Origin of the sequence: Roseomonas sp. FDAARGOS_362 (assembly GCF_002754815.1) — a bacterium.
Lineage (GTDB): Bacteria > Pseudomonadota > Alphaproteobacteria > Acetobacterales > Acetobacteraceae > Roseomonas > Roseomonas mucosa.
This window is the reverse complement of sequence record NZ_CP024588.1, coordinates 2,924,051-2,945,108: the sequence shown is the minus strand read 5'-3', so window position 1 is coordinate 2,945,108 and position 21,058 is coordinate 2,924,051. Positions and strand designations below refer to the sequence as shown.

The window sequence follows — 21,058 nt, the reverse complement described above, 5'->3', positions numbered from 1 at the left end:
ATCGGGTCCAGGGCGCGCAGCGTCCTGGTGGAGAGGGGGTCCGGGGCGAGAGGCAACGCCTCTCCCCCGGGGGCCGGAGGAAACGAGCCACGGGGTTTTCCCGCAGCCGTGATCGCGCGCTAACCTCCCGCCCCTGGACAGGGCTGGAGGTAGGACTGGCGTGGATCTCGGGCTCAAGGACAAGCAGGCGATCGTGTGCGGCGCGAGCCGCGGCATGGGGCGGGCCATCGCCCTGACCCTGGCGCGGGAGGGCATGGCGCTGACCATCGCCGCCCGCACCCCGGACACCATCCAGGCCGCCGCCGCCGCCATCGCGGCCGAAACCGGCGCCCGCGTCACCCCCGTCGCCGCGGACCTGACCACCGAGGCCGGGCGGGCCGCCGTGCTGGCGGCCTGTCCGGCGCCGGACGTGCTGGTGAACAACGGCGACGGCATGCCGCCCGGCGACTTCCGCGACTGGGACCGCGATATCTGGATGCGGGCGCTGGACATGATGATGCTCTCGCCGATCCAGATGATCCGCGGCGTGGTGGACGGCATGATGGCGCGCGGCTTCGGGCGGATCGTGAACCTCGCCTCCCGCAGCGTGAAGTCGCCGCATGCGGAACTGGGCCTTTCCAATGGCGCGCGGGCCGGGCTGGTGAATTTCTGCGCCGGCCTGTCGCGGCAGACCGTGGCGCGGGGCGTGACCATCAACAACGTCCTGCCCGGCATCGTGGCGACGGAGGCGCAGGAGGCGCATGTGCGCGGCCTCGTCGCCATGACCGGCCGCCCCTATGAGGAGATCTGGGCCGAGCGCGCCGCCGCCAACCCGGCGAAACGCTACGGCACGGCGGAGGAGATCGCAGCGGCGGTCGCCTTCCTCTGCTCCGCCCAGGCGGGCTTCATCACCGGCCAGAGCCTGCTGGCCGATGGAGGACAGTTCCCGGGCAGCTTCTGAGCCCTTCCGGCCGCCGGGCAGGGCGTCCTCGCTCCTTTCCGGCGGGGAGTTCTTCTCGGCTTCCGAACAAATCACCCCCCTGTCATGGGAGGGTGCCTTGCCGCCCTTCCAGGGGCGGCCCAAGATCATCCGTAAACCTTGGGGAAGGACCGCTACCATGGACGATATCGTCATCGCCTCCGCCATGCGCACGCCCGTCGGGGCGTTCAACGGCGCCTTCGCCAGCCTTCCGGCCCATGCGCTGGGCGCCATCGCCATCAAGGCGGCGCTGGAGAAGGCCGGCATCCGGCCGGAGGAAGTGGACGAGGTGATCCTGGGCCAGGTGCTCACCGCCGGCGCCGGGCAGAACCCCCCGCGCCAGGCCGCCGTGCATGCCGGTATTCCGGTCGAGCGCACGGCCTTCGGGATCAATCAGGTCTGCGGCTCCGGCCTGCGCAGCGTGGCGCTGGCGGCGCAGCAGATCGCGACGGGGGATGCCAGCATCGTCCTCGCGGGCGGGCAGGAGAGCATGACCCAGTCGCCGCACTGCGCGAACCTGCGCGCCGGGCAGAAGATGGGCGACCTGTCGCTGGTGGACACGATGATCCGCGACGGGCTGTGGGAAGCCTTCAACGGCTACCACATGGGCAACACCGCCGAGAACGTGGCGCAGAAGTTCCAGATCACGCGCGAGCAGCAGGACGAGCTCGCCTACAACAGCCAGCGCAAGGCGGGCGAGGCGCAGAAGGCCGGCCGCTTCGCCGACGAGATCGCGCCCGTCACCGTGAAGGGGCGCAAGGGCGACACGGTGGTGGAGAAGGACGAGTACCCCAAGCCCGAGACGACGATGGAGATCCTGGCCAAGCTGCGCCCGGCCTTCTCCAAGGACGGCACGGTCACGGCGGGCAATGCCTCCGGCATCAATGACGGCGCCGCGGCCATCGTCGTGATGAGCGCCTCCGAGGCGGCGAAGCGCGGGCTGACGCCGCTGGCGCGCATCGCCTCCTGGGCCACGGCGGGGGTGGACCCGACCATCATGGGCACCGGGCCGATCCCCTCCTCCCGCCGCGCGCTGGAGAAGGCGGGCTGGAGCATCCAGGACCTCGACCTCATCGAGGCGAACGAGGCCTTCGCCGCCCAGGCCTGCGCGGTGAACAAGGACATGGGCTGGGACCCGGACAAGGTGAACGTCAATGGCGGCGCCATCGCCATCGGCCATCCGATCGGCGCCTCGGGCGCCCGGGTGCTGACCACCCTGTTGCACGAGATGAAGCGGCGCGGCGCGAAGAAGGGCCTCGCCACCCTCTGCATCGGGGGCGGCATGGGCGTCGCCATGTGTGTCGAGGCCCCCTGAGCGGGACCTGATCCAGCGTTCCGCTTTCCCGGGGAACAAGGCTCCGCCCTTGCCCCGATCTGCCAGGACCCCGCAGGGTCCTGGCTCCCTCACCGGGTTCCCTCGCCTCCCGGGTCCGCCTCGCGCGCCAGGACCTCATCCGCCGGCCGGACATGGCCCTGTCCCCGGGCCGCCGGTGCCAGGCCACGCCCCACCCAGGCCGGAACGTTGACACGCCTTCCGCTCGGCTGGGTCCGGAGCGAAAGCGCCCCGAAGACCTCCTTGCGCGCCTCGATGATCGTCACGCCCGACAGTTTCGGCGAAACCGCATGGCCGGCGCCTTCCCAAAGCCGTGCGGTCCGCAGCAGCAGCCGGGAACGGAAGGGCGGCACGAAGAGCGCGCCATCGCGGCGTTCCACGTGGAACATGCCGCGTTCCAGCAACCGCGCGAGCTGGAGCGGCGTATAGGGTTGGCCATGGCCCAGCGGCGTATGGTCCAGATGCGCCCAGATGCTGCGCCGGTTCGGCACCACGACCAGGAGCCGCCCTTCGTCGCGCAGCACGCGCCAGACCTCCCGCAACATGCGCCGCGCATGGTCGGCATGCTCCAGCCCGTGCACCATCAGCACGTTGTCGAAGCTGAGATCCGCGAAGGGCAGGTTCTCCTCCTCGGCCAGTGCAAGGGCACCGGGACCGTCCGCCGGCCAGCGGGACAGCCGCCCCGGGGGCGGGCCCTGCACGGGCATGATCGAGATCAGCCGCGCGGCACGGCGGCGCCAGAGCCGCAGATAGGGACCGGCATAGCCGATGCCGAGGACCTCGCTCCCCGCCAGCTCGGGCCAGACGGCCCGCAACCTGGCACGCAGCAATCGCTTGGCAACGATCCCGGTGGGCGATGCGTAGAATTGGTCGAGTCCATGGACCTCGGCGCTCATGGGACGAATATAGGCCGCTCGTCGAAGGGAGACACTGCCAATGGCACTGACGGTTCGGGCGATTCCTTGCCTGTCGGACAATTATGCTTGGGTGGTGGCCGACGCGGTGACCGGCACCGTGGCTGTCTGCGACCCGGGCGAGGCCCGGCCGGTCCTGGCCGACCTGCCGGACGGGCGGTGCGACTTCATCCTGCTCACCCATCACCACCAGGACCATATCGGCGGCGTGGCGGAACTGGTCGCCGCCACCGGCGCCAAGGTTGTCGGCGCCAAGGCCGATGCCTATCGCCTGCCGCCGCTCGACCACGCCCTTGCACCGGGGGACGGGATGGCCATCGGTTCGGCGCGGGCCGTGGTGATCGACACGCCCGGCCATACGCGCGGGCATATCGCCTTCCACATCCAGGCCCCCCGCCCCCAGGACAAGGAGCAGAGCCGCAGCCCGGATGTTCTGCTCTGCGGCGACACGCTCTTCTCGCTCGGCTGCGGGCGGCTGCTGGAAGGCACGGCGGAGGAGATGTTCGCCTCGCTGCAACGGCTCCGCACCCTGCCGCCGGACACGCTGGTCTGCTGCGGCCATGAATACACCCTGTCCAACGCCCGCTTCGCCCTGACTGTGGAGCCCGACAACAAGGCGCTGCAGGACCGGGCGCAGCAGGCACGCGAGCAGCGCGGCCGGGGCGAGCCGACCGTCCCGACCCGGCTGGAGGAGGAGATGGCCACCAACCCCTTCCTGCGCGCACCCGACGTGGCGGCGCTGGCCGCGATGCGGAAGGCCAAGGACGAGTTCCGGTGAACCCATGGGGAGGCCAGCCATGAACATCGACCTGCGCGACACGCGGCTTTCCGCCGATGCGGTGGCCGAGGCGCTGGAGCTGACGCCCCATCCGGAAGGCGGCCGCTACCGCGAAACCTGGCGCGACGAGCCCGGCGACGGCACGCGCGGGGCCGGGACCTCGATCCTCTTCCTGCTTTCGGCCGGCGAACGGAGCCACTGGCACCGGGTGGACGCGGCCGAGGGTTGGCACTGGCATGCCGGGGCGCCGCTCCAGCTCAGCCTCTGCTGGGAGGGTTCGGACCCCCTGGAGATCGTGCTCGGCCCCCATCTTTCCGCCGGGCAGCGCCTGTCCGCCGTGGTCCCCCGGCACTGGTGGCAGGCGGCGGTCCCCCTGCCCCCGGCGGCGGGCCAGGGCTGGAGCCTCGTGACCTGCACCGTGTCCCCGGCCTTTTCCTTCGCGGGCTTCGAGCTGGCCCCGCCGGGCTGGACGCCGCGCCGGTCGTGAGCGACGCCCCCGCCTGGGACGCGCGCTATGACGCGGAGGGCTTCACCTTCGGCGAGCAGCCGAACCGCTACCTGGAAAGCATGCTGCCGCGCCTGCGCCCCGGCCAGTCCGCCCTGGCGCTGGGCGATGGCGAGGGCCGCAACGGCGTCTGGCTGGCCCGGCAAGGGCTGAACGTCACCAGCCTGGACTGGTCGGCCACGGGTCTCGCCAAGGCGCGGGCGCTCGCCGGCCGGCACGGTGTCGCGCTGGAAACGGTGGCTGCCGACCTGACGCGCTGGAACTGGCCGCAGCGGCGCTTCGATCTCGTGGCCTGGATCTTTGTCCATCTGCCGCCCGAGGACCGCGCCCTGGTGGCGCAACGGGCCGTGGCCGCCCTGGCCCCCGGCGGGCTGCTGGTGCTGGAAGGCTTCTCGCCCGCCCAGGAAGGCCGCCGCTCCGGCGGGCCGCGCGACCCGGCCCTGCTCTGGACCGCCACGGAAGCCCGGCGCCTCTTCGGCGGGATGCGCCTGCTCGAATGCCTCGACGGCACCGTCCTGCTCGACGAAGGCCCAAGGCACCAGGGCGAGGCCGAGGTCGTCCGCGGCCTGTGGCGGCAGGCCGGGTGATCGGGACGAAGCCAGTGGGTCCGGGGTCGGGGCACCGCCCCGATGGGCCTCCCGGAGCGCCACGCCCGATCCTCCACGAACTGCTCTACACTGCGCCGGCCACAGGATAAGGAATCGGGCGGATGGGTTTCCTGCTTCGGACGGTCATCACCGCCATCGCCTTCTGGGTTGCCTCGCAGGTGGTGCCGGGCATCCACCTGCCGGGGCTGGTGGGCACGCTCTTCGCCGCGGTGGTCTTCGGGTTGATCAATGCCGTGATCCGGCCGGTGGTCGCGCTGCTGTCCCTGCCGCTGACCATCCTGACGCTCGGCCTGTTCTCGCTGGTGATCAACGCGGCGATGTTCGGGCTGACCAGCCTCTTCTCACCTCTCAGCATCGACGGCTTCTGGGCTGCCTTCTGGGGCGCCATCATCGTCGCGCTCGTGTCCTGGTTCGCCAGCAGCCTCGTCCGCGACCGGACCTGATGCCGGCGGGGCCTCAGCCGGCGGACAGGGGCCGGTATTTCAGGGGCGCGACCTGGAAGGGCAGGACGCTGATGTCCTTCCAGACCTCCTGCCGCACATAGGGGTCGTCCGCCAGCCAGGCATGCACGGCAGCCTCATTCGGCAGGTCCAGCACCATCATGGAACCGATCATCCGGCCGTCCGCATCGGTCAGCGGGCCGCCGATCAGCAGGCGGCCGGATTCGGCCTCCGGCGCCACGCGGGCGAAATGGGCCGGGCGGGCAGCCTGCCGGCGGGCGGGGGCCTCCGCATCCTTGCCGTCATAGGCGAGCACCATGAAGGGCATGGGTTCCTCCTCTCATCCACTGTCCCGGCCGCTGTCGTCCGGGGGATGGAGGAGGAACGAGGTGGCCCGGGCCGTCAACCACCCGGACGCGCCGGTGGCGCCAACCCGGCGGAACCGGCCCGGCGCCCCCTGAGCGGTTCCGGTTCAGTACATGTGCTGTCCACCGTTGATGGACATGGTCGAGCCTGTGATGAACTCGGCATCGTCGGCGGTGAGGAAGCAGACGCCGCGCGCGATGTCGTCGGCCCGGCCCAGCCGGCCGACGGGGATGCGGGCGATGATCTTCTCCAGCACGTCGGGCGGCACCGCGCGCACCATCTCGGTGTCCACATAGCCCGGCGCGATCGCGTTCACCGTGATGTTGAACCGCGCCCCTTCCTGCGCCAGCGCCTTGGTGAAGCCGTGGATGCCCGACTTGGCGGCGGCGTAGTTCACCTGCCCGTACTGGCCCGCCTGGCCGTTGATCGAGCCGATGTTGACGATGCGGCCGAACTTCCGGCCCGACATGTCCTCCCAGACCAGCTTGCACAGGTTGAAGCAGGAGCCGAGGTTCGTGTCGATCACCTCGTCCCACATCCTGCGGTCCATGCGCTTCATGGTGCCGTCGCGCGTGATGCCGGCATTGTTCACCAGGATCTCGATCGGGCCGTACTTCTCCCGGATCCCGGCCACCGCGGCCTTGCACTGCTCGAAATCGCCGACATCGAAGCGGATGCAGGGAATGCCCGTGCGCTCCGTGAAGGCCTTCGCGGCCTCCTCGTTGCCCGCATAGGAGGCCACCACCGTGCGGCCATGGTCCTTCAGTCTCTCGCTGATGGTTGCCCCGATGCCGCGCTGACCACCGGTGACAAGTGCGACGCGTGCCATGCTCTGGCGCTCCTCCTGGCAGAACGGACCCTTGCGATCTTTGTCGCTCCGGCCGGTCTTAACAAGCGTAGGCAAGAAACGAAGTTACGCAAAGCCAAGGATCGCCATTCGTTTTGATACCCGGGCCGGAAATCGAGGATGGCGGCCAGAGGGGAAGGCCTTGCCCCTCCCCACCCCGGCATGCGGCAGCCCGGCTCCCAGCCCGCAGGACGGGCGTGTGCGAAACGGGGGCGAGCCACGCGAGAAGAGCGTGACAGGGCGCCGGGCCCGGATGCTAAGCGCCGCGCCGCAGACCGCCTTTGCCCTGGAGCTCTTTCGATCATGAACATGCCCGTCGTCGCCCTCCTCTGGCCGGACCACGCGAAGCGCGAGCCCGACACCGTGCTGCGCATGCTGGAGGTGCTGGAGCGCCGCTGCCTCGAAATGGGCGCCGACGAAGCGGCCGGGCATCTCGCCGAGGCGATGGAAGCGCTGCGCCGCGAGACCACTGAGCGCCGCCTCGCCGCCTGATACTGGCGGCAGCCTTCGCGGTCCGCGTCCGGCGTCGCCCTGTCCCCGGGGGAAAGGCGCTGCCTTTCGCCCCGGACCCCCTATCCGCCAGGACCCTGCGGGCCCTGGACCCGATGAGTGGGCTCTCCCTGTGGCCGGATCGCGCCGGAGAGCATGGCTCTCCGGCGGACTGCCCGTGCCACCAGCGCGGACATGGTGTCTTTCCTCTTTTCGGGAGCCCCGCCTTTCCACCTGCTCCCAGGGGTCGGACGCCGGGCTGACGGCCATCACGCGGAGCCCACGAAATCCCGGGGTCCGGGGACCGGTTTCGGTCCCCGGCGGAGTGGGGGTCCGGGTGGAGAGGCAGAGCCTCTCCCCCGGCGGCCAGCCACGAAGCGCCGCCGCTACCGTTTCCATGCGTCCCGGGGAACAGTCTTCGGTCCGCTCCCCTTCGAGTCGCGCTCAGGGCGCCGGCGGCAGCGAGCCCGCCTGCAGCCCCCGCGCCACCTGCCCCGCCAGCCGCAGATATCCATCCGGCGGCAGGTCGCAGCCATCGGCAGCGCGCGACAGGAAGGCACCGCCCGCATCCACCGCCGAGGGGCGCGGCACGTCCCGCAGATAGGGCAGAATGGCCGTCCCCTCGTCGAATTCGTCGAGATTGGCCGTCTGCATCATCCGCACGCCCGCGCCGATCAGGTTCCGTGCCTGCTGCCAGTAGAAGGCACCGCAGCGGCGCGGGATCTGGTTCAGCGGGCCGGAACGCCCGTCATGCCGCTTCAGGTTGGTGGCGGAGAAGCCCGGCCAGGCCACGGGCAGGTAGCCGATGCCCAGGCGCCGCGTCTCCGCGAGGTCGGGCAGGACGTGGCTGCGCAGGAAGGCATCCGCCCCGGCCTCGTCCGCATAGGCACCGATCGGCCAGGGGCTGATGATGTCGAGGCTGCGGTAGATCGCCGCCCATTCCGGCTCCCGCCGGGAGGCGCCGGTCAGCGTCCGCCAGTCCGCCGCCACGCCGCCCATCACCGTCAGCGGCCCGATGGCGCGCAGCCCGTCCAGCAGGGCCTTCGCATGCGCCGCGTCGAAGCCGATCCCCACCGTGCCCAGGCCGAAGAGGCTCACCACGGGCCGTCCGCGATGATGCTGCCAGGCGGGCCGGTCGAGCAGCCCGGCGGCCCGCATCCGGCGCAGGTCCTCCACCACCTCGCGGTAGCGGTCCTGCGGAAAGCCGGTGAGGTCATAGACGATGAAGACCTGCCCTTCCTGCGAGGCGGCCGCCGCCAGCGCCAGGTCCAGGGTGCGGTCGGCCATGGCCTGGAGCGGCGTGCCCAGCGCGCTGGCGAAGCGGGCGAGCAGCATGCTGTGCAGCCCGTGCTGCCGCATCCAGCGGAAATGCGTCTCCAGCGTCGCGGCGCGCTGTGCCGAATAGACCCGCATCGGCTTTCCCGAGGCATCGCGCAGCGGCGTGTCGCAGAGCGCCTCGGCCGGCATGGCGGAAACGTCGGGCCAGAGGTCGAAGGTCGGCTCCAGCCCGCCGCCGCGATGGGGGGCGAACCAGTGGAACCAGCCGCCACCCGGCGCCTCCCCCGGGCAGGCGAACCAGCCCTGGTAGCCGACGACCATGCGGCCATCGAGGCCTTCGGCCCGCGCCGCCGGCGCCGTGGCGAGAGGGCCCAGGCAGCAGGCGAGCAGCAGGCCCCGCCGCAGCCGGGCCGCGATCCCGGTGGTCGTCATGGCATCCCTTCCCTCATCCCCGCCGAAGGGGAACGGAGCGCGGAGGAAAGATCAACCGGTGGTGGAGCGGATCGCCGCTTCCCGGGCCGCTGTCAGCGGGCCGGCGTGTCCGCCCGGCGCAGCACGAAGAGCGCCTGTTCCCCGAACAGGTTGGCCAGGCGCAGGCTGCGCCGCCAGGGCGCGCGCAGCCCGTGTTCGTCCACCGCCAGCCACTGTTCGACGATGTAGCCCTCCATCTCGCAGAGGGCGATGAAGTCCAGCATGGTGCAGGGATGGATGTTCGGCGTCTCGTACCAGGGGCGGTTCCAGGTCTCGGTATCCGGCATCCGGCCCTTGACCAGCAGCTTCCAGCGCAACAGCCAGTGCCCGAAATTGGGAAAGGAGACCACGGCGCGGCTGCCGATGCGCAGCATCTGCGCCAGCACCTCGCGCGGCTTCTCCACCGCCTGGAAGGTGCGGGACAGCACCACGTAGTCGAAGGCCCGGTCCGGATAGAAGGCGAGGTCGTTGTCGGCATCGCCATGGATCACGGCGAGGCCTTGCCCCACCGCGCGCGCCACCTCGGCCATATCGATCTCGATGCCGCGGGCATCGGCCCCCTTCTCGCGCGTCAGGTGGTCGAGCAGCGCGCCGTCGCCGCAGCCGATGTCGAGGACCCTGGCGTCCTCCGGGATCATCTCCGCGATCAGGCGCAGGTCGAGCCGCATGTTCTTGGCGACGAAGCGGACCGGCGGCACGTTGTCGGGCAAGGCGTTCCATCCCAGAAACCAGATCGCGGAAGACGGATCGTGCCCGGATGTAGGGCAGATCGGGGCCGAAGTCACATGCCGCGCCGCATCCTGGGCCAGCCATGCCCCGGGCCTGGGGAAAGCCGGCCCGCCTGGATCCTTTGCCCGCCCCCGCCGTTCTCCCTGCAACGCGCCACGCCGAGGCGGGCGCGAACCCGACAGGAGAAGGAAGCGGCCGATGTCCGACCCGATCACGCCGAGCCAGCCGACGCAGCCGACCCCGACCATCCCGAACGACCCGGCCACCCCGCCCGCCACGCCGGAGGTGCCGCAGCCCCCCGCCACGCCACCCTCGGCGCCGCCCGCCCCGACGCCGCAGGTGCCCTCCACCCCGGGGCCGGGCGTGCCGGAGATCACGCCGGACAGCGCGCCCGAGATCGCTCCGTCTTCGCCGCCGGAGGTGACGCCGCCCTCGCCATCGCCTATCCCTCCCAGCGTCAACCCCACGGCACGCCTTTGATCCAGTCCGAGAACCCCGCCGTCGTCCTGGCCAGCGCCTCGGCCTCCCGCACCGCCCTCCTCCGGGCGGCCGGGCTGCGCTTCGAGGCGGTGGCCGCCGCCGTGGACGAGGAAAGCATCAAGCTCAGCTGCCAGGCCGAGGGCATTCCGCCCGGCGAGGCGGCGATGATGCTGGCCGAGGCCAAGGCCCGCCGCGTCGCCGAGAGGCTGGCGCGGCAAGGCGCGCCGGACGTCCTGGTGATCGGCGGCGACCAGCTCCTCACCTGCCGGATGGAGGACGGGGAGCGCTGGTTCGACAAGCCGCGCGACCCGGGCGAGGTCCGCACCCATCTGGAGGCGCTGCGGAACCGCGAGCACCGGCTGCACACGGCGGTGCTGTGCTGGCGCAACGGGGTGCGGGTCTGGCAGCACCTCGCGGTCTCGCGCCTGACCATGCGGGATTTCTCGGATGCCTTCCTCGATGCCTATGTGGCGGAGGAAGGAGCCCAGGCCATGGCCTCGGTCGGCGCCTACCGGCTTGAAGGGCCGGGCATCCAGCTCTTCCGCAAGGTGGAGGGCGAGCACAGCGCCATCCTCGGCCTGCCTCTGCTCCCCCTGCTCGACTTCCTGCGCCAGCACGGCGTCCTGGGGCGCTGAGCCGGAGCCGGTTCGCCGGCCCGGGTTGGAAACCCCCGCCCCGCCTGTCATCGTTCTGTCATCTTGTGCCGTGAGACACCACCTCTCCCGGCCCCGGAGGACATGGAGGTGAAAGACAGGGATTGTATGGACTGAGCCTGCTGATCCAGCTCGCCGGCGAGGCGGCCCTGCTTCTCTACGGGCTGAGCCTCGTGCAGCGGGGGGTCGATCGCGCCTATGGCGCCCAGCTCCGCGAGGGACTGGGCCGCGCCCTGAGGGACCGCTGGCGGGCCTTCGCCGCCGGGCTGCTGGCCACCACCGCGCTGCAATCCTCCACCGCCGCCGGGCTGATGGTGGGCGGGCTGCACGCCGCCGGGGCGCTGGGGCTGGTGCCCGCCCTGGGCGCGATGCTGGGGGCCAATGTCGGCACGGCGCTGATCGCGCAGGTCCTGTCCTTCGACCTCCGTCCCGTCTTCCCGCTGGTCATCCTGCTCGGGTGGATGGCGTTCAAGCGCGGGAAGAAGGCGCGCACCCGCGATCTCGGCCGGGCCGCCATCGGGCTCGGCCTGATGCTCTGCGCCCTGTTCCTGCTGCTTTCCTCCATGCAGCCGGTGGAACATTCCGAGGGGCTGCGCCAGCTCCTCCACCTGCTGGAGGGTTCGCCGCCCGCCGCCGCCCTGCTGGCCGCGCTTCTGGCCTGGGCGACGCATTCCTCGCTGGCCGCCGTGCTGCTGGTGGGCTCGCTGGCCTCCACCGGCGTCATCGGCGCGGAAGCGGCGGTGGCCATGGTGGCCGGCGCCAACCTGGGCGGGTCCGTGCCGCCGCTCCTCGCCGCCCGCCATGGCGCCCGCGGCGGCGGCACGGACCCGGCCGGCTTGCGCCTGCCGGTGGGCAACCTGTTGAACCGCCTCGCCGGGGCGGTGCTGGTGCTGGCGCTGCTGCCGCAGGTCACGGCCCTGCTTTCCGCCGCGCCGGGCCGGCTGGTGGCGGACGCGCATCTCGGCTTCAACCTCGTGATGGCGGCACTGTTCCTGCCGCTGCTGGACCCGCTGTCGAGGCTGCTGCGCCGGATGCTTCCGGACCTGCCGCCGGAGCGCAATCCCGGCGCGCCGCGCTACCTCGACGAAGGGGCGCTCGCCACGCCGCCGGTCGCGCTCGCCAATGCGGCGCGGGAGGTGCTGCGCATGGCCGATACGCTGGAGACCATGCTGCGCGATGCCGGGGAGGCGCTGCGCCGCGCCGACCGGGACGAGGCCCGGGCGGTGGGGCGGCTGGACGATGTGCTGGACCGGCTGCACGGCGCCGTCCACGCCTATCTCGCCCGGCTGCCGCAGGAGGACCTGCCGGAGGCGGAAGCCCGGCGCCTCGCCGAGATCCGCGCCTTCGCCATCGCGCTGGAACATGCGGGCGATGCCGTCTCCCGCAACCTGTCCAAGCACGCCGCCCGTCGTGCCCGCCGGGGCATCCCGCTCTCGCCGGAGGATCTCCGGGTGCTGGAGGCGCAGACCGGCCGCCTGCTGGCGCAGCTCCGCCTCGCCGTCGCCGTCTTCCTGCACGAGGATGCGGAGGCGGCCCGGCAGCTGGTGCGCGAGAAGGAGGCCTGGCGTTCGGCGGAACGGGAGGCCACCGACCATCTGGTGGAGGCCAGCCCCGCCGGTTCCGTCGCGGCCAGCCTGGTGCTGGACGTGACGCGCGACCTGAAGCGGATCGGCGCGCACCTGGCCGGCATCGCCTATCCCCTGCTGGAGCGTCAGGGCGAGTTGCGTTCCACCCGCCTCCGCGCCCCATCTGTGACGGCAGGGGAGTAGCAGCGCCTCGCGGCCCGTCCCCCGGGTGGGCGGATCGCGGGTCCGGGGAGGCCGGTGCGGTCCCTCCCCGGCAGCCTGCCCGTCGGCCGCGCGCCTCTCATGCCCCCCGAGCAAGGGGAGGGCCATGGAACCACGCTTTCCATTCGCTTATATGTGGAAAATACCGTCACGCCGCGTTCTTGCGCGGTTCGACGCCTCCATTTCGCGGAACCCCCCGATGTCCGCCACGACCCTGGCACCCTCCGCCGGCCTCGGCATCCAGCGCCCGGCAGCCCTGCTGGCCGGTGCCGCGCTCCTCCTCGGTGCGCTGCTGATCGGACAGGCCGTCAGCCCGCACCAAGCCCTGCTCTACCTGCTCGGCGCCGCGCTGGGGCTGGTGCTCTACCATGCCGCCTTCGGCTTCACCTCCGCCTGGAGGGTCTTCATCGCCGACCGGCGTGGCGAAGGGCTGCGCGCCCAGATGGTCATGCTGGCCCTGGCAACGGTCCTGTTCTTCCCCGTCCTGGCCTCCGGCAGCCTGTTCGGACAGCCCGTCTCCGGCCTGGTCTCCCCGGCCGGGACCTCGGTGGTGGTGGGCGCCTTCCTCTTCGGCATCGGCATGCAGATGGGCGGCGGCTGCGCCTCCGGCACGCTCTACACCGTGGGCGGCGGCTCCATGCGCATGGTGATCACCCTCGCCGCCTTCATCGCCGGCTCCGCCATCGGCGCGGCGCATCTCCACTGGTGGGCGGCGCTGCCCAGCCTGCCGCGCCTCTCCATCGTCCAGCTCTGGGGCCCCTGGGCCGCCATGGCGGTGCAGCTCGCAGCCTTCGCCGCCATCGCCGCCGTGACGGTGGTACTGGAGCGGCGGCGCCACGGCGTCCTGGCCACCCGTCCGGCCGCGCCGCGCCAAGGGCTGGCCCGCTTCACCCGTGGTCCCTGGCCGCTGCTGGCCGGGGCGGTGGCGCTGGCCCTGCTGAACTTCGCGACCCTGGCCCTGGCCGGGCGTCCCTGGGGCATCACCTCCGCCTTCGCGCTCTGGGGCTCCAAGGCGGCGCTCGCCCTGGGCTTCGGCGTGGATGCCTGGCCCTTCTGGTCCACGCCCGCGGCCCAGGCGCAGTTGCATGGCAGCGTGCTGGCCGAGGTCACCTCGGTGATGGACTTCGGCATCATCCTGGGCGCCCTGCTCGCGGCTGCCCTGGCCGGGCGCTTCGCCCCCACCTGGCGCGTGCCGCTGCGCTCCGCCCTGGCGGCGGTGGTGGGCGGGCTGCTGCTCGGCTACGGCGCGCGCCTGGCCTATGGCTGCAACATCGGCGCCTACTTCTCCGGCATCGCCTCCGGCAGCCTGCATGGCTGGGTCTGGCTCGTCGCCGCCTTCGCCGGCAACGTCCTCGGCACCCGGCTACGGCCGCTTTTCGGCCTGGAGGTCGAGCGGACGCCGCGCCTCGCCGGCTGCTGAGAGGGTACTTCCGCCGTCCCGCGTCCCGGGGGAAAGGCGCTGCCTTTCCCCCGAACCCCCACTCCGCCAGGACCCTGCGGGCCCTGGACCCGATGGGTTGGCTCTGGCTGCCGACCGGATCGCGCCGGAGAGCATGGCTCTCCGGCGGACTGCCCGTGCCACCAGCGCGGACAAGGTGTCTTTTCTTCTTCCGGGAGCCCCGCGTCTCCACCTGCTCCCGGGGATCAGGCCGGAAACCAACGGCAGCCACCGGCACCCACTCAAGCCCGGGGTCCGGGGACCGGCTTCGGTCCCCGGCGGAGAGGGGGTCCGGGGCGAGAGGCGGCGCCTCTCCCCCGGGGCCGGCCATTGGAGCGGAACGGCCAAGGGAAACCGCCGGGGCGCATGGGACGGAGATGCGCGAGAGCATCCATTCCGCCGCCCGGCGATCTGGTCTAATCCATCGGCCGTGAGCGACACCCTGGCCCCTCTCCCGAGCGTGGAACACCAGCGCGCCGTCTTCGCGGACGGGCTGGCGCTGGATTGCGGCATGACCATCGCGCCCATGGCGGTGGCCTATCGCACCTATGGGCGGCTGAATGCCGACGCTTCCAACGCGATCCTGATCTGCCATGCCCTGACCGGCGACCAGTACGTGGCCGAGCCGCATCCGGTGACCGGCCGCGACGGCTGGTGGAAGGGCGTGGTCGGGCCGGGCGACGCGATCGACACGGACCGCTTCTTCGTCATCTGCGCCAATGTGCTGGGCGGCTGCATGGGCTCCACCGGCCCGCGCGAGGAGATGACGGATGCCGAGGGGCGTGGGCTGGGCCGGCCCTGGGGCACGGATTTTCCCGCCGTCACCATCCGCGACATGGTGCGGGCCCAGGCCAGGCTGGTCGAGCATCTGGGGATCACCCGCCTCCTCGCCGTGGTCGGCGGCTCGATGGGCGGGATGCAGGCGCTGGAATGGGCGGCGACCTTCCCCGGGCGCGTCTTCGCCTGCGTGGCCATCGCCACCGCCGCGCACCACTCGGCGCAGAACATCGCCTTCGACGAGGTGGGCCGCGCCGCCATCCATTCCGACCCGGACTGGAAGGGCGGCCGCTACTGGGAGGATGGCCGGATTCCGGCGCGTGGCCTGAGCGTGGCGCGCATGGTGGCGCACATCACCTATCTGTCCGAGGCCGCGCTGGCCCGGAAGTTCGGCCGCCGCCTCCAGGGCGCCAAGGCGCTGACCTTTCTGGAGGACGTGTTCCAGGTGGAAAGCTACCTGCGACACCAGGGTTCGACCTTCGTGCGCCGCTTCGACGCCAATTCCTACCTGACCATCACCCGGGCGATGGACTACTTCGACCTTTCCGCGGAACATGGCGGGGACCTGTCGCTCGCCTTCCAGGGCACGCAGACGCGCTTCCTGCTCACCTCCTTCACCTCCGACTGGCTCTTCCCGACCGAGGAAGCGCGCGAGATCGTGCGGGCGCTGAACAAGGCGGCGGCCAATGTCTCCTTTCTGGAGATCGCCTCCGACAAGGGCCACGACGCCTTCCTGCTGGACGAGCCCGAGTTCCGCCACACGCTGCGCGGCTTCCTCCGCGGCGCGGCGGAGCGGCTCGGCGTCTGATACGCCCGGCGGCCATCGCCTGCTGGCTTTGGCGTTGTACCCGTGGCGACCCCCGGGGGAGGCTCCGCCTGCCCCCGGAACCCCTACCGCTGGGGGAATAGTATTCCCCCAGACCCCGCCTTGGGTTGGCCCGGGGTGGCAAGGTGAGCCTTCCGCCCAATCCGTTGGCGCAGGTGGATCGGCGGGGCTCCCGAAAAGAGGAAAAGACACCGTGTCCGCGCTGGTGACACCGGCGTCAGACAGAACCAACGAAAACGGGTCCAGGGCACGCAGTGTCCTGGCGGAGTGGGGGTTTGGGGGCGAGGCGGAGCCTTGCCCCCGAAGGACGCCGGAACCCATGGCGAACCGGCCGAGGTTCAGCCTCCCGGCCGGCCCATGACCTCCGCCGCCGGGTCCTGCGGCTTGGGGGGCGTGGCGGCGGCCCGGGCGCGGCGGGTGTGCCAGGCTTCCATGAGCTGCATCACCGTGGCGGCGGTTTCCTCGATGGAGCGGCGGGTGACATCGATCACCGGCCAGCCGCGCGAGGTGCAGAGGCGGCGCGCCGCCAGGATCTCGGCCTTCACCGCCTCCTGGTCCACATAGTCCGTGCTGTCCTGCCGCACCCCGGCGCCGCCGATCAGCTTGAGGCGGTGGCGGCGGATCTCGATCAGCGAATGCACGTCTATGGTCAGGCCGATCACCGGGCAGGGCGGGTCGCCCAGCTCCTCCGGCAGGGGCGCGCCGGGGACGATGGGAACGTTGGCGGCCTTGATGCCCCGGTTGGCGAGGTAGAAACAGGTCGGGGTCTTGGAGGAGCGGGAAACGCCCACGAGGCAGACATCGGCCTCGTGGATGCCCGCCGTGCCCTGCCCGTCATCATGCGCCAGCACGTAGTGCATCGCGTCGATGCGGCGGAAATAATCCGCGTCCAGCACGTGCTGGGCGGCCCGCTTCTCCCGCGCGTGCTCGCCGATCTCCGTCTGCAGGAGCTCCAGCGTCTGGTCCAGCACGGACAGGCTGCGCACTCCCAGCCGACCGCAGAACTCCTCCAGGCTGTGCCGGATGGAACGGTCGGCGATGGTGAAGAGCACCGGGCCGGGCTCGGCCTGGATGCCTTCCAGCACCTGTTCGAGCTGGAAGCGGGACCGGACCAGGAACCAGCGGTGCTGGAGGCAATGGGGATCCTCGAAGCGTGCCAAGGTGGCGCGGGCCATGGAGGCCAGCGTCTCGCCGGTGCTGTCGGAAACCAGGTGCAGGTTGATGGCGCGGGTGGGCATGGACCCCACTGTGAAGCGGTGGAGGGAAGCGGGGAAGATGGTGCATCCGGTGGAAAACTTTCCGTTCCGACTCATGCCCTGGGAGAGTCGGGGATGGCGAGTCACATTCCATGCCGGGGAGGACGAATGAGTCATAGGCATGGTGTGACTCCGGGACCGAGTCAGCGACTCGCCCTGACTCGGCGAGTCACGCTGACTCGGCGGCTGTGGAAAACTCCGCCGTGAGTCTGTGGACGCCCTGCATCCCCTTTATCCACAGGCCCTACAGACCACCTCATCTCTTCTCTGACTCCTATTTTCGAGTGAGAAGGAGCCATGGACATGCCGGACAAGCCCTTCCTCCGAGCCCTGGCTGGCGAAGCCGTCTGGCCGCCCCCGCTCTGGCTGATGCGCCAGGCCGGCCGCTACCTGCCCGAATACCGGGAGGTCCGGGCCCTGGCCGGGGACTTCGTGAGTCTCTGCACCAACCCTGAACTGGCGACGGAGGTGACCCTCCAGCCGCTCCGGCGCTATGGCTTCGACGCGGCCATCCTATTCAGCGATATCCTGATGGTGCCCTGGGCGCTGGGGCAGCCGCTGCGCTTCGCCGAGGGCGAGGGCCCGCTGCTGGAACCGCTGCGCGATGCCGAGGCGATCGCCGGGCTGCGGCCGGAAGGCTTCCTGGAGCGGGCGAGGCCCATCTTCGAGACGGTCGCGCTGCTCAGCGCCACCCTGGCGGTGCAGCACCAGCGCACCGCCCTGATCGGCTTCGCCGGGGCGCCCTGGACGGTGGCCTGCTACATGGTGGAGGGCCGCGGCGGCGGCGAGTTCGTCCATGCACGCCGCATGGCCTTCGGCGATCCGCTGCTGTTCGGGCGACTCATCCGCACCCTGACCGAGGCGACGGCGGAATACCTGCTGGCCCAGGTCCGGGCCGGGGCCGAGGCGCTCATGCTCTTCGACAGCTGGGCCGGCCTGCTGCCGCCCTCGCAGTTCCGCCGCTGGGTGATCGAGCCGACGGGCGAGCTGGTGCGGCGCCTGCGCAAGCAGCTTCCGCCCGGCTTCCCGATCATCGGCTTTCCGCGCATGGCCGGGCCGATGCTGGTGGAATACGCCGCGCGGGCCGGGGTGCAGGCGGTCGGGATGGACACGGCCATGGACCCGCGCTGGGCGGCGGCGAACCTGCCGCCGGGGCTGGCGCTGCAAGGCAATCTCGACCCGCAGGCCCTGGTCGCGGGCGGGGCGGCGCTGGAGGCGGAGGCGCGCTCCCTGATGGCGGCGATGCGGAACAGGCCCTACGTCTTCAACCTCGGACATGGGATCGTGCCGCAGACGCCGCCGGAGAACGTGGCCGCCCTGGTGCGCATGGTGCGCGCCGCCGTCTGATGCCCGAACGGCTCCTTGTCCTGGAACGCTGGGTGCTGGAGCGCTGGCGTGGCCGGCCCCTGCTGGTCTGGGGCACCAGCCTGCTGCTCGTCGCGGCCGGGCTGGGGCTGCGGCTGGCGCTGAACGGCGTCATGACGCCGGGCAGCTATCCGCTCGTCACCTTCCTGCCGGCGGTGCTGATCGCCGCCATGATGGGCGGCTTCTGGCCCGGCCTGACCGCCACGGTGCTGTCCTGCCTGCTATCCTGGTTCTTCCTGCTGGACCCGGTGGGCAGTTTCCGGATCCTGGACACCGAGCACGTGCTGGGGCTGGTGCTGTTCTTCGCTGTTTCCCTGCTGAACAGCATTCTCGTCGAGCTGCTGCACCAGAGCCTGAGGACCGCGCAGGCGGCGCGGCGGAAGGCCGAGGCACTGGCGGCGGAACTGGAGCGCCGCCTCGCGGAACGGACACAGGCGCTGGAGGCCGAGCAGCAGGACAGGCGGCGTGCCGAGGAGGCTCTGGCCCAGGCGCGGCACATGGAGTCCCTGGGCCGGCTGACCGGCGGGATCGCGCACGACTTCAACAACCTGCTGACCGTGGTGATCGGACAGGCGGACCGGATCATCGCCGCGACGCCCGACGAGCGGCTGCGCGGCATGGCCCGCCTGGCCCGCCGGGCAGCCGAGCGCGGGGCGGATCTGACGCGGCAGCTCCTGGCCTTCTCGCGTCGGCAGGTGCTGCAGCCGCGTTCCCTCGACATGGCACAGGTCCTGCCGGCGCTGCGGGAACTGATCGCCCGCACCATCGGCGATACCATCGCCGTGACAGCGGAGGCGGCACCCGGACTCTGGATGGTGCGGACCGACCCGGCGCAGTTCGAGAGCGCGATCCTGAACCTCGCCATCAATGCCCGCGACGCTATGCCGGAGGGCGGCACTCTGCGCCTGCGGGCCGCCAACCTGCCGCTCGCCGCGCCGCAGGCACGGGAGCTCCGGCTGGAGCCCGGCAACTACGTGGCGCTGCAGGTGACGGATACGGGGCATGGCATGGACGAGACGACCCTCGCCCATGCCTTCGAGCCCTTCTTCACGACCAGGCCGGTCGGAAGCGGCAGCGGCCTCGGGCTGGCGCAGGCCTATGGCTTCGTGCGCCAGTCGGGCGGGTCGATCACCATCGAAAGCCTGCCCGGGCGCGGCACCAGCCTGACCCTCTACCTGCCGTGGGCGGACGGAACGGAGACAGCGGAACCTCCGTCCGGACCAGGCGAGGCCGGCCCGGCCCCAGCTGGGGAACAGGTGCCTGCCGCATCCCTCCAGCCCATGCGCGGCGGGCGCACCGTCCTGCTGGTCGAGGACCAGTCCGACCTGCGCCGGATGATGGAGGAGACCCTGCACGAGGCCGGGTGGCGGGTACGGGCCGTGGCCGATGGCGCCGGGGCGCTGGAAGCCCTGCGCTCCTTTCTCCCCGACCTGCTGCTGACCGATATGGCCCTGCCCGGCGGCGTCAGCGGGACCGAGCTGGGGCGCTATCTCTGCGGCCGCTGTCCCGGGGCCCGGGTGCTGCTGATGTCGGGCCTCCAGGACCGTGACGTGGAGGGCACGGGCTTCCCCTTCCTCCGGAAGCCTTTCGGCCGTGATGAACTACTCAGGGTTGTTTCTATTGTCTTGAATGACGCATTGCGGGAAACTCCCCCCAATGGGGATTTCTCTGCCACGACAGCCGATTGACCGTCCGGGCGGCGTGGATGACATCCTCGTCGCCATGCGAAACACCCTGCTCCTTTCCCTGGCGGGACTGGCCCTCCTCCTGTCCCCCGCCAATGCCCAGACGGGGTCCCAGCCGGCGGCCCCGGCCGAGGCCGGCTCTCCCTTCCGCATCGTCAACCGCACCGGCGCGGAGGCCACGCAGCTCTTCGCCGTCCGCTCCGGCCGTCCCGACTGGGGCGGCAACCTGCTGAAGGGGCCCCTGGCACCCGAGGCCGCCTATACGCTGCGCCCTGCCGCCGCTGCGGGCTGCCGCTTCGACATCCGGCTGGTGGCGCCCGATGGCCGGGAAGCGGTCCAGCGCGGCCAGGACATCTGCGCCGGCGACCGCACCGTCACCCTGTCCGGCCTCGCCAGGCCCGCCGCCCCGACCCCGCCCGAGGCACAGCCCAAACCCGGCGCACGGGCCTCCTCCGGCACGGGCTTCCTGGTGGCACGGGAGCGGGTGATGACCAACCGCCACGTCATCAACGGCTGCGACCGCGTGCTGGTGCGCGCCCCCGACGGCCGCAACTTCGCCGCGGTGCCGCCAGCCAAGGTGGATGCGAAGCTGGACCTCGCGCTGATCGCCGTGCCGGGACTGGACGGTCCCCCCATACGCTTCCGCACCGAGCCGGTGCGGCGGGGGGATGGCGTCGTCGCCTACGGCTTCCCGCTGACCGGCCTACTGTCCTCCGACCCCAAGCTCACGCGCGGCGAGGTCAACGGGCTGAACGGCCTGGGCAACGACCCGAACCAGTTCCAGATCAGCGCGCCGGTGCAGCCGGGCAATTCCGGCGGGCCGCTGCTGGACATGCGGGGCGAGCTGCTGGGCGTCGTCGTCTCCAAGCTGAACGCCGAGGTCGTGGCCAAGCGCACCGGCGACATCGCGCAGAACATCAACTTCGCCGTGAAGGGGGAGCGGGCGGCCGCCTTCCTCCAGGCTTCCGGCATCGAGCCCCTGCGCGGCGAGGGTGGCCCCGACCGCGGCGTCGCGGATGTGGGCGAGATCGCCAACCGTTCCACCGTCTTCATCCGCTGCGAGAAAGGCTAGAGG

Annotated in this window: 21 protein-coding genes; 15 read left to right on the top strand and 6 right to left on the bottom strand. The window is 71.5% G+C overall.

Translation table 11 applies throughout. From position 1 onward, the window contains the following. Nucleotides 1–160 precede the first annotated feature (160 nt). Together CTJ15_RS18090 and CTJ15_RS18085 are read left to right on the top strand one after the other, a co-directional pair. A complete protein-coding gene (locus tag CTJ15_RS18090) occupies nucleotides 161–940 on the top strand; it encodes an SDR family oxidoreductase (RefSeq protein ID WP_099781795.1) in 780 nt (259 codons plus the stop codon). A 157-nt stretch (nucleotides 941–1,097) separates the two neighbouring features. Continuing rightward, entirely contained in the window at nucleotides 1,098–2,273 is a 1,176-nt protein-coding gene (locus tag CTJ15_RS18085; protein WP_019463035.1) for an acetyl-CoA C-acetyltransferase, read from the top strand. An 89-nt stretch (nucleotides 2,274–2,362) separates the two neighbouring features. Here CTJ15_RS18085 and CTJ15_RS18080 read toward each other — a convergent pair whose 3' ends face one another. Beyond that, nucleotides 2,363–3,187 (bottom strand): class I SAM-dependent methyltransferase, encoded by an 825-nt coding sequence (locus CTJ15_RS18080; RefSeq protein ID WP_083755597.1) that lies wholly within the window; start codon nucleotides 3,185–3,187, stop codon nucleotides 2,363–2,365. Between the two features lie 40 nt (nucleotides 3,188–3,227). On the opposite strand from CTJ15_RS18080, the gene gloB reads away from it, so the two are divergent. The 4 genes from gloB (at nucleotide 3,228) to CTJ15_RS18060 (ending at nucleotide 5,539) form a co-directional block, all read left to right on the top strand. Next, nucleotides 3,228–3,983: a hydroxyacylglutathione hydrolase gene (gene gloB / locus CTJ15_RS18075; protein WP_019463033.1), complete on the top strand. Its 756-nt coding sequence runs from the start codon at nucleotides 3,228–3,230 to the stop codon at nucleotides 3,981–3,983. A 19-nt stretch (nucleotides 3,984–4,002) separates the two neighbouring features. Continuing rightward, nucleotides 4,003–4,470, top strand: a complete 468-nt coding sequence (locus CTJ15_RS18070; protein ID WP_019463032.1) for a cupin domain-containing protein — start codon at nucleotides 4,003–4,005, stop codon at nucleotides 4,468–4,470. After that, nucleotides 4,467–5,075: a bifunctional 2-polyprenyl-6-hydroxyphenol methylase/3-demethylubiquinol 3-O-methyltransferase UbiG gene (locus tag CTJ15_RS18065; RefSeq protein WP_075823023.1), complete on the top strand. Its 609-nt coding sequence runs from the start codon at nucleotides 4,467–4,469 to the stop codon at nucleotides 5,073–5,075. Before CTJ15_RS18070 ends, CTJ15_RS18065 begins: the two co-directional genes overlap by 4 nt. Before the next feature lie 122 nt (nucleotides 5,076–5,197). After that, nucleotides 5,198–5,539 carry a phage holin family protein gene (locus CTJ15_RS18060; RefSeq protein WP_019463030.1) on the top strand — a complete coding sequence of 114 codons (342 nt, stop codon included), beginning with the start codon at nucleotides 5,198–5,200 and terminating at the stop codon, nucleotides 5,537–5,539. 13 nt (nucleotides 5,540–5,552) lie between these two features. On the opposite strand, the gene CTJ15_RS18055 is transcribed toward CTJ15_RS18060, so the two are convergent. After that, the gene (locus CTJ15_RS18055; protein ID WP_019463029.1) at nucleotides 5,553–5,864 is read right to left on the bottom strand and encodes a YciI family protein; all 312 of its coding nucleotides are present in this window, start codon (nucleotides 5,862–5,864) and stop codon (nucleotides 5,553–5,555) included. A 144-nt stretch (nucleotides 5,865–6,008) separates the two neighbouring features. Beyond that, nucleotides 6,009–6,731 (bottom strand): acetoacetyl-CoA reductase, encoded by a 723-nt coding sequence (gene phbB, locus CTJ15_RS18050; protein WP_026033563.1) that lies wholly within the window; start codon nucleotides 6,729–6,731, stop codon nucleotides 6,009–6,011. A gap of 321 nt (nucleotides 6,732–7,052) precedes the next feature. On the opposite strand from phbB, the gene CTJ15_RS18045 reads away from it, so the two are divergent. Next, nucleotides 7,053–7,241, top strand: coding sequence for a hypothetical protein (locus tag CTJ15_RS18045; RefSeq protein WP_019463475.1), 189 nt, complete (start codon nucleotides 7,053–7,055; stop codon nucleotides 7,239–7,241). 441 nt (nucleotides 7,242–7,682) lie between these two features. On the opposite strand, the gene CTJ15_RS18040 is transcribed toward CTJ15_RS18045, so the two are convergent. Further along, nucleotides 7,683–8,948, bottom strand: coding sequence for a glycoside hydrolase family 71/99-like protein (locus CTJ15_RS18040; RefSeq protein ID WP_075823347.1), 1,266 nt, complete (start codon nucleotides 8,946–8,948; stop codon nucleotides 7,683–7,685). A 92-nt stretch (nucleotides 8,949–9,040) separates the two neighbouring features. Then, entirely contained in the window at nucleotides 9,041–9,655 is a 615-nt protein-coding gene (metW, locus tag CTJ15_RS18035) for a methionine biosynthesis protein MetW (RefSeq protein ID WP_026033332.1), read from the bottom strand. 259 nt (nucleotides 9,656–9,914) lie between these two features. On the opposite strand from metW, the gene CTJ15_RS24010 reads away from it, so the two are divergent. From CTJ15_RS24010 to CTJ15_RS18015, 5 genes are all read left to right on the top strand, one after another. Continuing rightward, nucleotides 9,915–10,196 carry a hypothetical protein gene (locus CTJ15_RS24010; protein ID WP_126281912.1) on the top strand — a complete coding sequence of 94 codons (282 nt, stop codon included), beginning with the start codon at nucleotides 9,915–9,917 and terminating at the stop codon, nucleotides 10,194–10,196. Next, a complete protein-coding gene (locus CTJ15_RS18030) occupies nucleotides 10,193–10,831 on the top strand; it encodes a nucleoside triphosphate pyrophosphatase (RefSeq protein ID WP_075821313.1) in 639 nt (212 codons plus the stop codon). Before CTJ15_RS24010 ends, CTJ15_RS18030 begins: the two co-directional genes overlap by 4 nt. Nucleotides 10,832–10,953: 122 nt before the next feature. After that, on the top strand, nucleotides 10,954–12,618 hold the full coding sequence (locus CTJ15_RS18025) for a Na/Pi cotransporter family protein (RefSeq protein WP_075821312.1): 1,665 nt from the start codon (nucleotides 10,954–10,956) through the stop codon (nucleotides 12,616–12,618). Nucleotides 12,619–12,835: 217 nt separating this feature from the next. Next, entirely contained in the window at nucleotides 12,836–14,056 is a 1,221-nt protein-coding gene (locus tag CTJ15_RS18020; RefSeq protein ID WP_099781794.1) for a YeeE/YedE family protein, read from the top strand. 478 nt (nucleotides 14,057–14,534) lie between these two features. Then, nucleotides 14,535–15,659 (top strand): homoserine O-acetyltransferase, encoded by a 1,125-nt coding sequence (locus CTJ15_RS18015; RefSeq protein WP_226946170.1) that lies wholly within the window; start codon nucleotides 14,535–14,537, stop codon nucleotides 15,657–15,659. Nucleotides 15,660–16,015: 356 nt separating this feature from the next. Here the strand turns inward: CTJ15_RS18015 and CTJ15_RS18010 are convergent, their stop codons facing one another. Next, nucleotides 16,016–16,915 carry a pyruvate, water dikinase regulatory protein gene (locus CTJ15_RS18010; RefSeq protein ID WP_051004831.1) on the bottom strand — a complete coding sequence of 300 codons (900 nt, stop codon included), beginning with the start codon at nucleotides 16,913–16,915 and terminating at the stop codon, nucleotides 16,016–16,018. Between the two features lie 315 nt (nucleotides 16,916–17,230). On the opposite strand from CTJ15_RS18010, the gene hemE reads away from it, so the two are divergent. Genes hemE through CTJ15_RS17995 form a run of 3 tightly spaced genes read left to right on the top strand, consistent with a single transcriptional unit; the run spans nucleotide 17,231 to nucleotide 21,055 of the window. Further along, on the top strand, nucleotides 17,231–18,280 hold the full coding sequence (gene hemE / locus CTJ15_RS18005; RefSeq protein WP_075821310.1) for a uroporphyrinogen decarboxylase: 1,050 nt from the start codon (nucleotides 17,231–17,233) through the stop codon (nucleotides 18,278–18,280). Further along, the gene (locus CTJ15_RS18000; RefSeq protein WP_099781793.1) at nucleotides 18,280–19,986 is read left to right on the top strand and encodes a DUF4118 domain-containing protein; all 1,707 of its coding nucleotides are present in this window, start codon (nucleotides 18,280–18,282) and stop codon (nucleotides 19,984–19,986) included. The genes hemE and CTJ15_RS18000 overlap by 1 nt, the downstream gene beginning before the upstream one ends. Nucleotides 19,987–19,999: 13 nt before the next feature. Then, nucleotides 20,000–21,055, top strand: a complete 1,056-nt coding sequence (locus CTJ15_RS17995; protein WP_019461111.1) for a trypsin-like peptidase domain-containing protein — start codon at nucleotides 20,000–20,002, stop codon at nucleotides 21,053–21,055. Nucleotides 21,056–21,058: the final 3 nt, after the last annotated feature.

What these genes read in the sequence shown, in the direction of transcription:
- CTJ15_RS18080 (WP_083755597.1), bottom strand. Translation starts at nt 3,187, where the DNA reads ATGAGCGCCGAGGTCCATGGACTCGACCAATTCTACGCATCGCCCACC.
- CTJ15_RS18045 (WP_019463475.1), top strand. Translation starts at nt 7,053, where the DNA reads ATGAACATGCCCGTCGTCGCCCTCCTCTGGCCGGACCACGCGAAGCGC.
- gloB (WP_019463033.1), top strand. Translation starts at nt 3,228, where the DNA reads ATGGCACTGACGGTTCGGGCGATTCCTTGCCTGTCGGACAATTATGCT.
- CTJ15_RS18020 (WP_099781794.1), top strand. Translation starts at nt 12,836, where the DNA reads ATGTCCGCCACGACCCTGGCACCCTCCGCCGGCCTCGGCATCCAGCGC.
- hemE (WP_075821310.1), top strand. Translation starts at nt 17,231, where the DNA reads ATGGACATGCCGGACAAGCCCTTCCTCCGAGCCCTGGCTGGCGAAGCC.
- CTJ15_RS24010 (WP_126281912.1), top strand. Translation starts at nt 9,915, where the DNA reads ATGTCCGACCCGATCACGCCGAGCCAGCCGACGCAGCCGACCCCGACC.
- CTJ15_RS18040 (WP_075823347.1), bottom strand. Translation starts at nt 8,948, where the DNA reads ATGACGACCACCGGGATCGCGGCCCGGCTGCGGCGGGGCCTGCTGCTC.
- CTJ15_RS18070 (WP_019463032.1), top strand. Translation starts at nt 4,003, where the DNA reads ATGAACATCGACCTGCGCGACACGCGGCTTTCCGCCGATGCGGTGGCC.
- CTJ15_RS18060 (WP_019463030.1), top strand. Translation starts at nt 5,198, where the DNA reads ATGGGTTTCCTGCTTCGGACGGTCATCACCGCCATCGCCTTCTGGGTT.
- phbB (WP_026033563.1), bottom strand. Translation starts at nt 6,731, where the DNA reads ATGGCACGCGTCGCACTTGTCACCGGTGGTCAGCGCGGCATCGGGGCA.
- CTJ15_RS18010 (WP_051004831.1), bottom strand. Translation starts at nt 16,915, where the DNA reads ATGCCCACCCGCGCCATCAACCTGCACCTGGTTTCCGACAGCACCGGC.
- CTJ15_RS18085 (WP_019463035.1), top strand. Translation starts at nt 1,098, where the DNA reads ATGGACGATATCGTCATCGCCTCCGCCATGCGCACGCCCGTCGGGGCG.
- CTJ15_RS18055 (WP_019463029.1), bottom strand. Translation starts at nt 5,864, where the DNA reads ATGCCCTTCATGGTGCTCGCCTATGACGGCAAGGATGCGGAGGCCCCC.
- metW (WP_026033332.1), bottom strand. Translation starts at nt 9,655, where the DNA reads ATGCGGCTCGACCTGCGCCTGATCGCGGAGATGATCCCGGAGGACGCC.
- CTJ15_RS18000 (WP_099781793.1), top strand. Translation starts at nt 18,280, where the DNA reads ATGCCCGAACGGCTCCTTGTCCTGGAACGCTGGGTGCTGGAGCGCTGG.